Origin of the sequence: Streptomyces sp. NBC_00212, from assembly GCF_045206365.1 — a bacterium.
Taxonomy (GTDB): Bacteria; Actinomycetota; Actinomycetes; order Streptomycetales; family Streptomycetaceae; genus Streptomyces.
Window position 1 is genome coordinate 6,408,123 of sequence record NZ_CP108115.1, and the last position, 14,365, is coordinate 6,422,487.

The window sequence follows — 14,365 nt, forward strand, 5'->3', positions numbered from 1 at the left end:
CATGAACATCATGCTTTTCCATTCGGTCTACGGTCTGCGTCCCGCCGTACAGGAGGCGGCCGAGCGGCTGCGGGCCGCCGGCCACCAGGTGCACGTCCCCGACCTGTACGAAGGCCGCACCGTGGAGACCGTCGAGGAGGGCAGGGAGGTCAAGGACGAGATCGGCAAGGACGAGCTCCTGAAACGAGCCATTCTCGCCGCCGCCCCTTACTCCGAGCGCGGTCTCGTCTACGCCGGGTTCTCGCTCGGCGGGTCCATCGCGCAGACCCTGGCGCTCGGCGACGAGAGGGCCCGCGGCCTGCTGCTGCTCCACGGCACCTCGGACATGGCGGAGAACACGGCCGTGGACGAGCTGCCGGTCCAGCTGCACGTCGCGGACCCGGACCCGTTCGAGTCGGCGGACTGGCTCAACTCCTGGTACCTCCAGATGCAGCGGGCCGGCGCGGACGTGGAGATCTACCGCTACCCGGGCGCCGGTCACCTCTACACCGACCCGCAGCTCCCCGACTACGACGAGGCGTCAGCCGAGCTGACCTGGCGCACCGCCCTTGGGTTCCTCGACGGCCTGGCCGGCGAGTAGACGCGCGGAAACGCCGAACGGGCAGCGCGGACCCGGAGGTTCGCACTGCCCGTTCAACGGCTGTCGGGGGATCAGCCCTTGAGTGCCTTGTCGATCGCGGCCGTGAAGGAGGCCGGGTCCGACGGCGCGTTGTCCGAGCCGTCCGCGGTGATCTTCTTGCCGTCCATCTTCAGCGTGGGCGTGCCCTGGACGCCGCTCTTGTTGAACTTGTCCGACATGACCAGCGCCCACTTGTCGTAGGTGCCGTCCTTGACCGCCTTGTCGAAGGCCGCGTTGCCCTTGAGCGCCGGAACGGTGTCCGCGATCGTGATCAGGTAATCGCGGTCCTTGAACTTGTCGGTGGTCTCCTCGGGGTGGAACTTGGCCGAGTAGAGCGCCGACTTGTACTCCAGGAACGCCTCGGGGCTGACGTTCAGCGCGGCGCCGAGCGCGCTCAGCGCGGTCTTGGAGCCGGTGCCCGGGCTGCCGTTGTCGATGAACGTGGCACCGATGAACTGGATCTTGTACTTGCCCGCGTCGACGTCCTTCTTGATCGTCGGGCCGACGGCCTGCTCGAACTGCGAGCAGATCGGGCAGCGCGGGTCCTCGTACATCTCCAGGGTCTTCTTCGCGTCGGCCTTGCCGATGACGACGGTCGTGCCGTCGCTGCCCGAGTTGGCGGGCTTCACCAGCGTCTTGTCCTTGGCGGCCTCCCACGCGGTGGGCTTCATGGCCTGCATGATCGCGTAGCTGGCACCGCCCACGACGGCGAGGACGCCCACGGCGGACACGGCCACGATGATCTGCCGGCGGGTCTTGGCCTTCTTCGCCTCGCGCTCGCGCTCCGCTCGCAGCCGCTCGCGGGCGGCAGCCTTGTTGGCCTGGCTGTTGCGGGAACTCATGATCTTTTTCTCCGGATGGCAGGTGGGAAAGGTGACGGGGGACTGCTGTGCTCGGATCCCGGACCTCAGACGAGGCCGGGCGACGGGCAGGGCGGTCCCCTTCGTGCCACGGAGTGCACCAGGAGGCGGGTGTGCGACGGGCCGGGCCTGCCGTGTGCCGGGCGCGCGAGCGGGCGCTCGGCGCCGACGGCGGCGCGCACCACGGCGGCCGCGACGAGCAGCGGCCGGAACGCGAACGCGGCGACCGCGCGCAGCAGCCGGGCCAGCGCCGCCTCGCCCCGGCGCAGCCACAGGGCGGCGAGCAGCCCGACCGTCAGGTGGGCCGCGAGCAGCAGCCAGGGCACGGCCGGGCCCGGGTGGGTCAGCAGGGTGGCCGCGTTCGCCGGGGCGCGCACCGCGCCCAGCGTGCCGCCGCCGCACAGCACGTCGAAGCCGACCGCGCGCAGGGCGCCCGCGACGGGCCCGCCGGCCGGGCCGTAACAGACGTGCTGGCCGGTGGTGAACAGGGTGTCGGCGGCCAGCTCCAGCGGGACGAGCGCCCCCGCGATCGCCCAGTAGCCGCGCTCGCGGCCGGCCAGCGCGTACGCGATGACGAACACCGCGCCGGCCGCCGCGGCCACCAGCGTGAGAGGCAGCGGGACCTGCGAGAGCAGCACGTGGGACGCGGCGGAGAGCGTCACGACGAGCGCCGTGAAAAGCGCCGCGCGTGCCGCTCTGAGCTGCGTCCCGGATATGTCCATCGCGGGTGAGTGTGCCATGTCCGGCCGTCTGCTGTGCCTAAGAGTTCGGTGAGACCGGGGACTGCTCGGCGGATCTCGCCCCGGGCGCGGGCACCCCGACGGCGACCGGACCCGCCGGGCAGGCCCTAAAGACCCGGAATCCGACCGTTGCGGAACAGGTCGACGAAGATCTGGTGGTCGGCCCGGGCCCGCGCCCCGTAGGAGTGCGCGAAGTCGACGAGCAGGCCCGCGAAGCCCTCCTCGTCGGCGGCGATCGCCGCGTCGATGGCGCGCTCGGTGGAGAACGGCACCAGCTCGGAGTGGCCGCTCTCGTCGTCCGCCGCCGCGTGCATCGTGGCCGTGGCCCGGCCGAGGTCGGCGACGACCGCCGCGATCTCGTCGGGGTCGTCGATGTCCGACCAGTCCAGGTCCACCGCGTACGGCGAGACCTCGGCGACCAACTGGCCCGCCCCGTCCAGCTCGGTCCAGCCCAGCCACGGGTCGGCGGCGGCCTGCAGCGCCCGCTGCGAGATCACCGTGCGGTGCCCCTCGTGCTCGAAGTAGCCGCGCACCGCCGGGTCCGTGATGTGCCGGGACACGGCCGGGGTCTGCGCCTGCTTGATGTAGATCACGACATCGTTCTCCAGGGCGTCGCTGTGCCCCTCCAGAAGGATGTTGTACGAGGGCAGCCCGGCCGAGCCGATCCCGATCCCGCGGCGCCCGACGACGTCCTTCACGCGGTAGGAGTCGGGGCGGACCAGGCTCTCCTCGGGCAGCGTCTCCAGGTAGCCGTCGAAGGCTGCGAGGACCTTGTAGCGGGTCGCCGCGTCCAGCTCGATCGAGCCGTCTCCCTCGGTGAACCGGCGTTCGTACTCCCGGATCTCGGTCATCGAGTCGAGCAGCGCGAACCGGGTCCTGGCGCGGGCGTCGCGCAGCGCGCCGAGCAGCGGGCCCTCGGCGGTGTCCAGGGTGAAGGGCGGCACCTCGTCGTCCTTGGCGCCCGAGGCGAGGGCGTGGATGCGCTCGCGGTAGGCGGCGGCGTAGGTGCGCACCAGGGAGGTGATCTGCTCGTCGCTGAACGCCTTGGTGTAGCCGATCAGGGCGAGCGAGGCGGCGAGCCGCTTGAGGTCCCAGGTGAAGGGGCCCACGTACGCCTCGTCGAAGTCGTTGACGTTGAAGATCAGGCGGCCGTTGGCGTCCATGTACGTGCCGAAGTTCTCGGCGTGCAGGTCGCCGTGGATCCAGACCCGGCCGGTGCGCTCGTCCAGGTAGGGGCCGCCGTGCTGTTCGCGCTCCAGGTCGGCGTAGAACAGGCAGGCCGTGCCCCGGTAGAAGGCGAACGCCGAGGCCGCCATCTTGCGGAACTTGACCCGGAAAGCGGCCGGGTCGGCGGCCAGGAGCTCGCCGAACGCGGTCTCGAAAACGGCGAGTATCTCTTCGCCGCGCGTCTCCGCGCTGGGCTGCGGGACCGACATCGCTGGGTGCCTCCTGGTGCGTACTGCCTGCGTCACGATCGGGACGGGGTGTGCCCCTTCCAACGCGCGACCGTACCTCGGAGTGCCCGCCCGCCGCCCGGCCGCCGCCCCTCGTCGGGGCGCTTCGCGCCGCGGTTCCCCCCTCGGCTGTCAGCGGGGCGACGTAGACTCCAAGGCTGTCCCCCCTGCTCCGCGAACCCCCTCTTGCCGTTGGAGGCCCCACCCGTGACTGGCACGTCCAAGACACCGTTCACGCACCTTCACGTCCACACCCAGTACTCGCTGCTGGACGGTGCCGCGCGGCTCAAGGACATGTTCGACGCCTGCAATGAGATGGGCATGTCGCACATCGCCATGTCCGACCACGGCAACCTGCACGGTGCCTACGACTTCTTCCATTCGGCGAAGAAGGCGGGCGTCACGCCGATCATCGGCATCGAGGCGTACGTGGCCCCCGAGTCGCGGCGCAACAAGCGCAAGATCCAGTGGGGCCAGCCGCACCAGAAGCGCGACGACGTGTCCGGTTCGGGTGGTTATACGCACAAGACGATCTGGGCGCACAACAAGACGGGCCTGCACAACCTGTTCCGCCTTTCCTCGGACGCGTACGCCGAGGGCTGGCTGCAGAAGTGGCCGCGGATGGACAAGGAGACGATCTCGCAGTGGTCGGAGGGGCTGATCGCCTCCACCGGCTGCCCCTCCGGCGAGGTCCAGACGCGGCTGCGGCTCGGCCAGTTCGACGAGGCGGTGCAGGCGGCCTCCGACTACAAGGACATCTTCGGCGAGGGCAAGTACTTCCTGGAGCTGATGGACCACGGCATCGAGATCGAGCGCCGGGTCCGCGACGGGCTCCTGGAGATCGGCAAGAAGCTGGGCATCCCGCCGCTCGTCACCAACGACTCGCACTACACCTACGCCCACGAGGCGACCGCGCACGACGCCCTGCTCTGCATCCAGACCGGCAAGAACCTCTCGGACCCGGACCGCTTCCGCTTCGACGGCACGGGCTACTACCTCAAGTCCACCGAGGAGATGTACGCGGTGGACTCCTCGGACGCCTGGCAGGAAGGGTGCGCCAACACCCTCCTCGTCGCGCAGCAGATCGACACCGAGGGGATGTTCGCCGAGAAGAACCTGATGCCGAAGTTCGACATCCCCGACGGATACACCGAGGTCACCTGGTTCCGCGAGGAGATCGCGCGCGGAATGAAGCGGCGCTACCCGGCAGGCGTCCCCGAGGACCGCCAGCGGCAGGTCGAGTACGAGATCGGGATCATCCTGGAGATGGGCTTCCCCGGGTACTTCCTCGTGGTCGCCGACTTCATCATGTGGGCCAAGAACAACGGCATCGCGGTCGGCCCCGGCCGAGGCTCCGCCGCCGGTTCGATCGTCGCGTACGCCATGGGCATCACCGACCTCGACCCGATCACGCACGGCCTGATCTTCGAGCGGTTCCTCAACCCCGAGCGCGTCTCCATGCCCGATGTCGACATCGACTTCGACGAGCGCAGGCGCGTCGAAGTGATCAGGTACGTGACGGAGAAGTACGGCTCCGACAAGGTCGCCATGATCGGCACCTACGGAAAGATCAAGGCGAAGAACGCCATCAAGGACTCCGCGCGGGTGCTCGGCTACCCGTACGCGATGGGCGACCGCCTCACCAAGGCGATGCCCGCCGACGTCCTCGGCAAGGGCATCGACCTCTCCGGCATCACCGACCCCAAGCACCCGCGCTACAGCGAGGCGGGCGAGATCCGGGCGATGTACGAGAACGAGCCGGACGTGAAGAAGGTCATCGACACCGCCAAGGGCGTCGAGGGCCTGGTCCGGCAGATGGGTGTGCACGCGGCCGGCGTGATCATGTCCAGCGAGCCGATCGTCGACCACGCCCCGATCTGGGTGCGGCACACCGACGGCGTCACCATCACGCAGTGGGACTACCCCCAGTGCGAGTCGCTCGGCCTGATCAAGATGGACTTCCTGGGCCTGCGCAACCTGACGATCATGGACGACGCCGTCAAGATGGTGAAGTCCAACAAGGGCGTCGACCTGGAGCTCCTGGAGCTGCCGCTGGACGACCCGAAGACGTACCAGCTGCTCTGCCGCGGTGACACGCTGGGCGTGTTCCAGTTCGACGGCGGCCCGATGCGCTCGCTGCTCCGCCAGATGCAGCCCGACAACTTCGAGGACATTTCCGCCGTTTCGGCCCTGTACCGGCCGGGCCCGATGGGCATGAACTCGCATACGAACTATGCCGAGCGCAAGAACGGCCGCCAGGAGATCACGCCGATCCACCCGGAGCTCGAAGAGCCCCTGAAGGAGACGCTCGGTCTGACCTACGGCCTCATCGTGTACCAGGAGCAGGTGCAGAAGGCCGCCCAGATCATCGCCGGGTACTCGCTCGGCGAGGCCGACATCCTGCGCCGCGTGATGGGCAAGAAGAAGCCCGAGGAACTGGCGAAGAACTTCACGATCTTCCAGGCGGGTGCCAAGAAGAACGGCTTCTCGGACCAGGCGATCCAGGCCCTGTGGGACGTCCTGGTGCCGTTCGCCGGCTACGCGTTCAACAAGGCGCACTCCTCGGCGTACGGCCTGGTCACCTACTGGACCGCGTACCTGAAGGCCAACTACCCGGCCGAGTACATGGCGGCGCTGCTCACCTCGGTGAAGGACGACAAGGACAAGTCGGCCGTCTACCTCAACGAGTGCCGGCGCATGGGCATCAAGGTGCTGCCGCCGAACGTGAACGAGTCGGTGCACAACTTCGCCGCCCAGGGCGACGACGTGATCCTGTTCGGCCTGGAGGCCGTCCGCAACGTCGGTACGAACGTGGTCGACTCGATCATCCGCTCCCGCAAGGCGAAGGGGAAGTTCGCCTCCTTCCCCGACTACCTGGACAAGGTCGAGGCCGCCGCCTGCAACAAGCGCACCACGGAATCGCTCATCAAGGCGGGCGCCTTCGACACGATGGGCCACACCCGCAAGGGCCTGACCGCCCAGTTCGAGCCCATGATCGACAACGTGGTGCAGGTCAAGCGCAAGGAGGCCGAGGGCCAGTTCGACCTCTTCGGCGGCATGGACGAGGACAGCAGCGAGCCGGGCTTCGGCCTCGACGTCGAGTTCGGCGACGTGGAGTGGGAGAAGTCCTACCTGCTCGCCCAGGAGCGCGAGATGCTCGGCCTGTACGTCTCCGACCACCCGCTCTTCGGCCTGGAGCACGTCCTGTCCGACAAGGCGGACGCGGGCATCGGCCAGCTCACCGGCGGGGACTACGCGGACGGCTCGATCGTCACCATCGGCGGCATCATCTCGGGCCTCCAGCGCAAGATGACCAAGCAGGGCAACGCCTGGGCGATCGCCACCGTCGAAGACCTGGCCGGCTCCATCGAGTGCATGTTCTTCCCGGCCACCTACCAGCTGGTCTCGACCCAGCTCGTCGAGGACGCCGTGGTGTTCGTCAAGGGACGCCTCGACAAGCGCGAGGACATCCCGCGCCTGGTCGCGATGGAGCTGATGGTCCCCGACCTGTCGTCGGCGGGCACCAACGCGCCGGTCGTCCTGACCATCCCCACGGTGAAGGTCACCCCGCCGATGGTCAGCAGGCTCGGCGAGATCCTGGGGCACCACAAGGGCAACACCGAGGTGCGGATCAAGCTCCAGGGGCCGCGCTCGACGACCGTGCTGCGGCTCGACCGGCACCGGGTCCAGCCGGATCCGGCCCTTTTTGGTGACCTGAAGGTGCTGCTCGGCCCGTCCTGCCTGGCCGGCTGACCTCCGAAGACGTTTCCGGTACGAGAAAGGGGCGCACCCATCGGGTGCGCCCCTTCTTCACGCAATGACGGCTAGTTATGACCGAAGCGACGCTGGTGCTTACGGGCAACATCTGCCGGGCTGCCCTGGGCCTGCGACTGCGGCACGGCCTGGGACTCGAAGGCGGCGGACTTCGACTGCTCCTGTCCGCGCTCGGCGTCCTGGGAGCGGTCCTGCTGACTGCCCGACTTGCGGTTCTTGTTCTTGGCCATGGTGCTGCCTCCTGTGGGGGAACTCGGGGCCAGGGCCGCTGTCAGACTCACACAGATGAACAAAGGGCGCATTTCGGATCATTACCGTGTGTGACGGAGAAGTGACCCGCCAATCCGCCACGCCGATGATCGAGTTCCGGTGCTCAACCCTTGCGCGGTCGGGCAGACTCGAAGGAAACCCGAAGTTCATTGGGTGATCTCCCGTACCCCCGCTCCTGTTATTTCTTTTTCTTCGGCTTTTCCGTTCCCGAAAGAGGGTGGAACGCATGGACCGCTGCGTCGTCCTGGTGGATGCCGGTTACCTGCTCGGTGCCGCCGCGAGTCTGCTCGCCGGGGAACCGGCCCGTTCCCGCATCACCGTCGACCATGCCGCCCTGATCCAGGGGCTCCGCGAGCGCGCTGAGGCCGACACCCAGCAGCCCTTGCTCCGCATCTACTGGTTCGACGGCGCCCCCGACCGGGTCCCGCAGCCCGAGCACCGCCGGCTGCGCGTGATGCCCAGGGTGACGGTCCGGCTCGGCGCGCTGACCCGCAGCGACGGCCGCTGGGCGCAGAAGGGTGTGGACGCCGCGATGCACGCCGAGCTGACCGAACTCGCCCGCAACCGCGCCTGCTCGGACGTGGTCCTGGTGACCGGCGACGGCGACCTGCTGCCCGGTCTGATGTCCGCGAAGGAACACGGCGTCGCCGTCCACCTGTGGGCCGTGCAGGCCGCCGACGGCGACTACAACCAGTCCGAGGACCTGGTCGCCGAGGCCGACGAGCGCCGGGTGCTCGACCGCGCCTGGATCACCCAGGCCGTCCGCGCCAGGGACCTCACCGGCATCTGCTCCCCAGCCCCCGCGCCCCGCCCCGAAATCGCCGCGATCCTCTCCGCGCCGCTGCCCGAATCCGCCCTCGCCGCCTCCGCCGAGCGGGCCGCCGAAGCCCAGGCCGCCTCCGTGCGCAACGGCACCGCGCCCCCCGAGGCCCCCGGCGAGAACGGCGCGGCGGTGCCCGCCCCGAGCGGCGTCAAGGGCGTACCGACACCGAAGGACCTGGCCTCGCTGCGCGGGCCCGGCAGCGCCCCGGCCGCCCCCGCGCCCGCCTCGGCCGCCACCCTGCGCTGGTCCTCCGACAAAGGGTGGGTCGAGCGCCCCGGCGCGGCCCTCGGCGAGTCCCCCGAGACCGCCTCCCTGCCGACCCTGGCCCAGCTGACCAGCGCCGAGCAGCGCTGGGCCGACCGCGAGGAGGACATCACCACCGTCGGCGGCGACCCCTACGAAGTCGGCCAGGTCTTCGCCCGGCGCTGGATGGAACGCCTCCCCGAGCCCTCGCACGTACAGAAGCTCTCCACCATGTACCCGCGCATCCCGCACCGCATCGACGGTGAACTCCTGCGCTACGCCGCCCGGTTCGGCCTCCTCGCGCACAAGGACGACCAGATCGACGAGCACGACCGGTACGCGATCCGGGCCGGCTTCTGGCGCGAGATCGACGTCCGGGCCGCCGCCGAACGCCAGCCGGCCGGCGAGTAGCCCACGACAAGGGGGCGGCTTATGACCGCCCCCGGGGCCGGGTGGGTCCTTCGACCCCTTAGGCTCGTTCCCCGTGAGTACCGGCACAGCAGCGGCGCGGGCCGGCACCGTTTGCGCGGTGCGGGGCCTGGTCAAGACGTACCCCGCGACCAGGGGCCGCCGAGGTGCGCCCGGTACGCCCGAGGTCCGGGCCACCGACGGAATCAGCCTCGACGTGCGGCGCGGCGAGATCTTCGGACTGCTCGGGCCCAACGGCGCCGGCAAGTCCACCCTCGTACGCCAGCTGACCGGGCTCCTGCGGCCCGACTCCGGCTCCGTCGAGGTGCTCGGCCACGACCTGGTGCGCCACCCCGAACGGGCCGCCCGCCTCATCGCCCACCTCGGCCAGGAATCCACCGCGCTCGACGAGCTGACCGTCGCGCTCGCCGCCGAGACCACCGGCCGGCTGCGCGGACTCACCCTGCGCGACGCCCGCGCCGAACGCGACGCGGTACTGGCCGAACTCGGTCTTGACGAGATCGCCGGGCGGCCGCTCAAGAAGCTCTCCGGCGGCCAGCGGCGCCTCGCGTGCTTGGCCGCCGCCCTCGTCGGCGAGCGCCCCGTCCTCGTCCTCGACGAGCCCACCACCGGCATGGACCCGGTCGCCCGGCGCGCCGTGTGGGCCGCCGTCGACCGGCGGCGGGCCGAGCACGGCACGACCGTCCTGCTCGTCACCCACAACGTCATCGAGGCCGAGACCGTGCTCGACCGGGTCGCCGTGATCGAACGCGGCAAGGTCATCGCCTGCGACACCCCCGCCGGGCTCAAGGCCCGGGTCGCCGACGAGGTGCGGGTCGAGCTCGTGTGGCGCGACCGCGCCCCCGTCGAGGTCCCCGAGGTCGCCGCGCTGCGCGCCGAGGCCCAGGAGGCCGGCCGGCGCTGGACGCTGCGGCTCAGCCCCGAGCGGGCCCGCGCCGCCGTGGCCACCGTCACCGGCGGCCCCGCCTTCGCCGCCCTCGACGACTTCACCCTGGCCACGCCGAGCCTTGAAGACGTCTACCTCGCGCTCGGCGGCCGCACGGAAGGCCTGGTGAAGGCGTGAGCGCCATTCCTCTGGAGAGCAGCGTGGAGGCCGTGGCCGGCCGGGCTCCGGTCGGCGGCGCCGCCCAGCGCCCCGGCGCCGCGGACGCCGCCCCGCTCGCTCCCCGCGCCCGGCTGCTGCCCGCGCTCGCCGCCGTCTACCGCGCCCAGCTCTCGCGGGCCCGCGTCGCGCGGATCCCGCTGCTCTTCGTCGCGACCTTCCAGTCGGTCGGCATCATGATCCTGATGCGTGGGGTGGTGGACGGCGGGAGCGAGGCCCGCGCGGTGGTCGCCGGATCGAGCGTGCTCGTCGTCGCCTTCGTCGCGCTCAACCTGCTCGCCCAGTACTTCGGCCAGCTGCGGGCCGGCGGCGGCCTCGACCACTACGCGACGCTGCCCGTGCCGCCCGCGTCCGTGGTGCTCGGCACGGCCGCCGCGTACGCCTCCTTCACGGTGCCCGGCGTCGCCGTCACGGCCGTGTTCGGCTGTGTCCTGTTCGGGCTTCCGATGGCGCACCTGTGGATCCTCGCCGCGGTGATCCCGCTCGCCGGAGCCGCGCTCGCCGGACTCGGCGCGGCCCTCGGGCTGCTCGCGCCGCGGCAGGAACTCGCCACGCTGTTCGGCCAGTTGGGGATGTCGGCGGCGCTGCTCCTCGGCGTGCTCCCGGCCGGCCGGATGCCGGGACCCATCGCGTACGCCCGTGATCTGCTGCCCTCCACGTACGGCGTCGAGGCGTTCGCGCACAGCTTCGACGCGCACCCCGACTGGTCTCTCGTGGGGCTCGACCTCGGGGTGTGCGCGGCCGTCGGCGTCGTCTCGCTGGCCGTGGCCGCGTGGGCCTACCGCCGGGCGGCGGTCCGGTGAGGCAACGCACAGACACGCCTGGCACGATGTCAGGGTGACCGCACCTCTGACACCGCCCCATCAGCAGCCCCCGGGCAACGACCCGTGGCAGACGAACACCGGGGGATCGCACCCCGGGCCCGTCGAGGAGGCGCCCGCGATGAAGAAGGACCTGCGGGACGCGGTGCTCGTCGCCCTCGCCGTGACACTGGCAGGGGTGGCGCTCGGGCTGCTGTGGCTGTGGCTGGCGCCGAAGGTGCCGCTGATCGCCGACGACAAGGCCGTCTTCCTCAAGGACACCGAGGGGGAGGAGGCGATCGGCGGTGACGGAACGTTCATCTTGCTCGCGCTCGGACTCGGCGCGCTCAGCGCGGCCGCGGTCTTCCTGTTCCGCAAGAAGGGCGGCATCGCCCTGGTCGTCGGCCTCGCGGTCGGCGCGCTGCTCGGCTCGGTGCTTGCCTGGCGCCTCGGCATCTGGCTCGGCCCGAACCAGGACGTGGTGGCCGCGGCGAAGGCGGCCGGCAAGGGCGTCACGTTCGACGCCCCGCTGAAGCTCGACGCGAAGGGCGCGCTGCTCGCCTGGCCGATCGCCGCCATGGCCGTCCACCTGGGCCTCACGGCGCTGTTCGGGCCCCGGGACCCGGATCCGGCGTGGCAGGTGCCGCCGCTGGAGGACCCGGGACCGGGAAGGCCGGACTCGGCCGGCCCCTGACGGTGCGTCAGGCCGGGCGCCTCCCGTGGTTGGCCCGGCCCTTCTTGATGCGCCACTTCCGCTTGCGGGTCCGCTTCGACATGGGCGTACCTCCCGCCCACGGGTTCTAGTCGAGGACCGGAGGTACGTCGAGACCCCAGGGCCCGCCCGGCGGAGCTTGTCCGGAACGCGGGGGTATCTAGACACGCCCGATCGGGGCGAGCAGGGCCCCCGTGAGAGCCGCCAGGTCGGTGGGGGACAGCTCGACCTCCAGGCCGCGGCGGCCCGCCGAGACGCAGATCGTGGCGTGCCCGGACGCCGAGTCGTCCAGGACCGTCCGCAGCCTCTTGCGCTGGCCGAGCGGCGAGATGCCGCCGCGCACATAGCCGGTGGTGCGCTCGGCGGCCGCAGGGTCCGCCATCGCGGCCCGCTTGCCGCCGACCGCCGAGGCCAGCGCCTTCAGGTCGAGCGATCCGGCCACCGGGACCACCGCGACGGTCAGCTCGCCGTCCACGTCGGCGACCAGCGTCTTGAACACCCGGTCCGGAGTCACTCCCAGAGCCTGCGCCGCCTCCTCGCCGTACGAGGCGGAGGACGGGTCGTGCTCGTAGGCGTGCACGGTGAACGCGGTGCCCGCCTTAGTCAGGGCCACCGTCGCCGGAGTCCCCCCGCTCTGCTGCTTCTTCTTGGCCAACTCGGCTCTCCGGTACGTCAGTTGGGGCTGGTCGGGGCGCGCGTCAGGTCCACCGCCGGGAGCGAGGGCAGGTGGCGGATGACCGCGGTCTCCGCGCGAAGCAGCTGGAGCTCCTCGCGCAGCCGGGTCGCCGTGTCGGGCGCCTGGAGCAGGCGCTGCTTGGCCGGCACGTCCAGGACCGCGGCCGCGGCGACCAGATAGGACACCACCGACGGCTCGTCGGGCAGGTCCGCGGTGCCGGCCAGGGAGCGTTCCCGGGCTCCCGCGAGCCGCTTCTGGTACGAGCGGAAGGCGCGCAGGACGCCCTCGGCGAGCGCGCCCGCCTCCTCGCCCGGCTCCTCGGGGATCTCCTCGAACTCGGCCGTCAGATACGGCCCGCTCGCGTCCACCGACAGGATGCGGATCCGGGTCGTGCCGGTGGCGAGCACCTCGAAGCTGCCGTCCGGGCGCTCCCGGATGGTGGCCGCGTCCGCGACGCAGCCGACCCGGTGGAAGGCCTGGATCGGGTCGGACCCGAAGCCCGCCGCCGGGCCCTTCTCGGGCTGCGCGGTCTGGTCGGGCAGCCCGGGGGCGGTCGGCGCGACCTCCCGGCCGTCGCGGATCGCCACGACGGCGAAGCGGCGCGGCTCGTCGCCGGCCTCGTCGCCGGAGTCGGAGGGGCCGGAAGCGTCGGTGCCGGTCTTCAGCAGATCGCGCATCATGGCGCGATAACGCTCCTCGAAGATGTTCAGCGGCAGGACGAGCCCGGGGAACAGGACCGAGTTGAGCGGGAAGAGCGGAAGGCGTGCGGTGGTCACAACGCTCAAGCGTAATGGCCGTCGGACCGGGCTCGTCCGGGCTTCTGGCGGTCCCGTCCCCACGGCATGCCCGCGGCGACCTCGGTTCCCACGAACTCGCGCAGTTCGAGGAACTGCCCCAGCGGGTCGGCGGCGAGATGCAGCCACGGGAAAGACGTGGCATACGGCCCGATACGCCGGAATTCCTCCAGTGTCTCCGGCCAGCGTCTGCGCACGACCAGCACATAGGCGAGCAGATTGCGGACCTCGGCCGGCCACGGGTCGCCCGGCTCGTAGGCGGCGGACAGCTCGATGCCGAGGTCGGCCGCCGCGTCGATCCGCTCGTACGGGATGGCCCGGCCCGCGCCGCCCACGAGGTAGGCGAAGGCCGCGCGGGCCGGGAGCGCGCGGATCAGGGAGCCCGGCAGGGAGTCCTCGGCGGCCCGCTCGGCGAAGTCGAAGCACTCGCGGTGCGAGCCGTACCACTGGGCGGAGAGGTACTGGAGTGCCGCCACATGACAGCCGTAGTGGTGCGAGGAACGGCGTATGGCCTCGCCCCACAGTTCCTCGAAAACGGTGTGCGGCGCATGGGTGCCGCGGGCGTGGTCGAGCGCGATCCGCCAGGGCACCGGGTCCGCCGGGTCGCCCTCGGCCGCCGAGTGGATCAGCGGCGCCACCTCGCGCAGCCGCTCGGCCCGGGCCGGCGAGCCCCAGGCCCGGACGATCGCGAGCTCCGCCTTGACGAGCAGCGCGTCCGGGTCGCGGGGCGCGACGGCCAGCCAGTTGGCGAGCCAGTCCGGTCTGCCGACCGCGAAGGCCGCGAGCCGGACCGTGTAGCGGTCCCGGTTCTCCCACTCGGCCAGCTCGCGGGTGGTGGCGAGGAGTTCGGCCGCCGCCTCGTACTCGCCGAGCGCGGCCGAGACCAGCGCGGGAGCGAGCCGGGCGTCGGGGGCGTCGAGCAGCACTTCCCGGCCATCGGGCAGGCCCGTGGCGAGAACAGGCGTATGCCTGGCCCGCCGTGCGGTGCGGATCAGCGCGGATACGAAAGTCATGGTGTGGACCATTGAAATCCGCAGGTGGGGGCGGCGCCAGGGGGGCCACTGTGAAG

General features: G+C 71.2%; 13 protein-coding genes. 6 read left to right on the plus strand and 7 right to left on the minus strand.

Annotation, left to right across the window (positions count from 1 at the left end; all coding sequences use genetic code 11):
• The first annotated feature begins 1 nt into the window (after position 1).
• Complete coding sequence (locus OHA17_RS29185) at positions 2–580, plus strand: dienelactone hydrolase family protein (RefSeq protein WP_398876803.1); 579 nt, start codon at positions 2–4, stop codon at positions 578–580.
• Between the two features lie 71 nt (positions 581–651).
• Here OHA17_RS29185 and OHA17_RS29190 read toward each other — a convergent pair whose 3' ends face one another.
• From OHA17_RS29190 to OHA17_RS29200, 3 genes are all read right to left on the minus strand, one after another.
• Positions 652–1,461 (minus strand): thioredoxin domain-containing protein, encoded by an 810-nt coding sequence (locus OHA17_RS29190; protein ID WP_398876802.1) that lies wholly within the window; start codon positions 1,459–1,461, stop codon positions 652–654.
• Between the two features lie 65 nt (positions 1,462–1,526).
• Positions 1,527–2,201 carry a hypothetical protein gene (locus OHA17_RS29195; RefSeq protein WP_406510836.1) on the minus strand — a complete coding sequence of 225 codons (675 nt, stop codon included), beginning with the start codon at positions 2,199–2,201 and terminating at the stop codon, positions 1,527–1,529.
• A gap of 125 nt (positions 2,202–2,326) precedes the next feature.
• Positions 2,327–3,655 (minus strand): DUF2252 domain-containing protein, encoded by a 1,329-nt coding sequence (locus tag OHA17_RS29200; RefSeq protein ID WP_406509023.1) that lies wholly within the window; start codon positions 3,653–3,655, stop codon positions 2,327–2,329.
• 225 nt (positions 3,656–3,880) lie between these two features.
• On the opposite strand from OHA17_RS29200, the gene dnaE reads away from it, so the two are divergent.
• Positions 3,881–7,426, plus strand: coding sequence for a DNA polymerase III subunit alpha (dnaE, locus tag OHA17_RS29205; RefSeq protein WP_406509024.1), 3,546 nt, complete (start codon positions 3,881–3,883; stop codon positions 7,424–7,426).
• A gap of 71 nt (positions 7,427–7,497) precedes the next feature.
• Here dnaE and OHA17_RS29210 read toward each other — a convergent pair whose 3' ends face one another.
• A complete protein-coding gene (locus tag OHA17_RS29210; RefSeq protein WP_406509025.1) occupies positions 7,498–7,677 on the minus strand; it encodes a hypothetical protein in 180 nt (59 codons plus the stop codon).
• Between the two features lie 266 nt (positions 7,678–7,943).
• On the opposite strand from OHA17_RS29210, the gene OHA17_RS29215 reads away from it, so the two are divergent.
• From OHA17_RS29215 to OHA17_RS29230, 4 genes are all read left to right on the plus strand, one after another.
• On the plus strand, positions 7,944–9,194 hold the full coding sequence (locus tag OHA17_RS29215) for an NYN domain-containing protein (RefSeq protein ID WP_406509026.1): 1,251 nt from the start codon (positions 7,944–7,946) through the stop codon (positions 9,192–9,194).
• Positions 9,195–9,267: 73 nt separating this feature from the next.
• Complete coding sequence (locus tag OHA17_RS29220; RefSeq protein ID WP_406509027.1) at positions 9,268–10,275, plus strand: ABC transporter ATP-binding protein; 1,008 nt, start codon at positions 9,268–9,270, stop codon at positions 10,273–10,275.
• A gap of 32 nt (positions 10,276–10,307) precedes the next feature.
• Entirely contained in the window at positions 10,308–11,117 is an 810-nt protein-coding gene (locus tag OHA17_RS29225; RefSeq protein ID WP_406510837.1) for an ABC transporter permease, read from the plus strand.
• A gap of 34 nt (positions 11,118–11,151) precedes the next feature.
• Positions 11,152–11,808, plus strand: a complete 657-nt coding sequence (locus OHA17_RS29230; RefSeq protein ID WP_406509028.1) for an ABC transporter permease — start codon at positions 11,152–11,154, stop codon at positions 11,806–11,808.
• A gap of 178 nt (positions 11,809–11,986) precedes the next feature.
• Here OHA17_RS29230 and ybaK read toward each other — a convergent pair whose 3' ends face one another.
• The 3 genes from ybaK to OHA17_RS29245 are packed head-to-tail and all read right to left on the minus strand — an operon-like array spanning position 11,987 to position 14,321.
• Positions 11,987–12,481: a Cys-tRNA(Pro) deacylase gene (ybaK, locus tag OHA17_RS29235; protein WP_406509029.1), complete on the minus strand. Its 495-nt coding sequence runs from the start codon at positions 12,479–12,481 to the stop codon at positions 11,987–11,989.
• A gap of 17 nt (positions 12,482–12,498) precedes the next feature.
• Positions 12,499–13,278, minus strand: coding sequence for an LON peptidase substrate-binding domain-containing protein (locus OHA17_RS29240; RefSeq protein ID WP_406509030.1), 780 nt, complete (start codon positions 13,276–13,278; stop codon positions 12,499–12,501).
• Positions 13,279–13,283: 5 nt separating this feature from the next.
• Positions 13,284–14,321, minus strand: a complete 1,038-nt coding sequence (locus OHA17_RS29245) for a hypothetical protein (RefSeq protein ID WP_406509031.1) — start codon at positions 14,319–14,321, stop codon at positions 13,284–13,286.
• Positions 14,322–14,365: the final 44 nt, after the last annotated feature.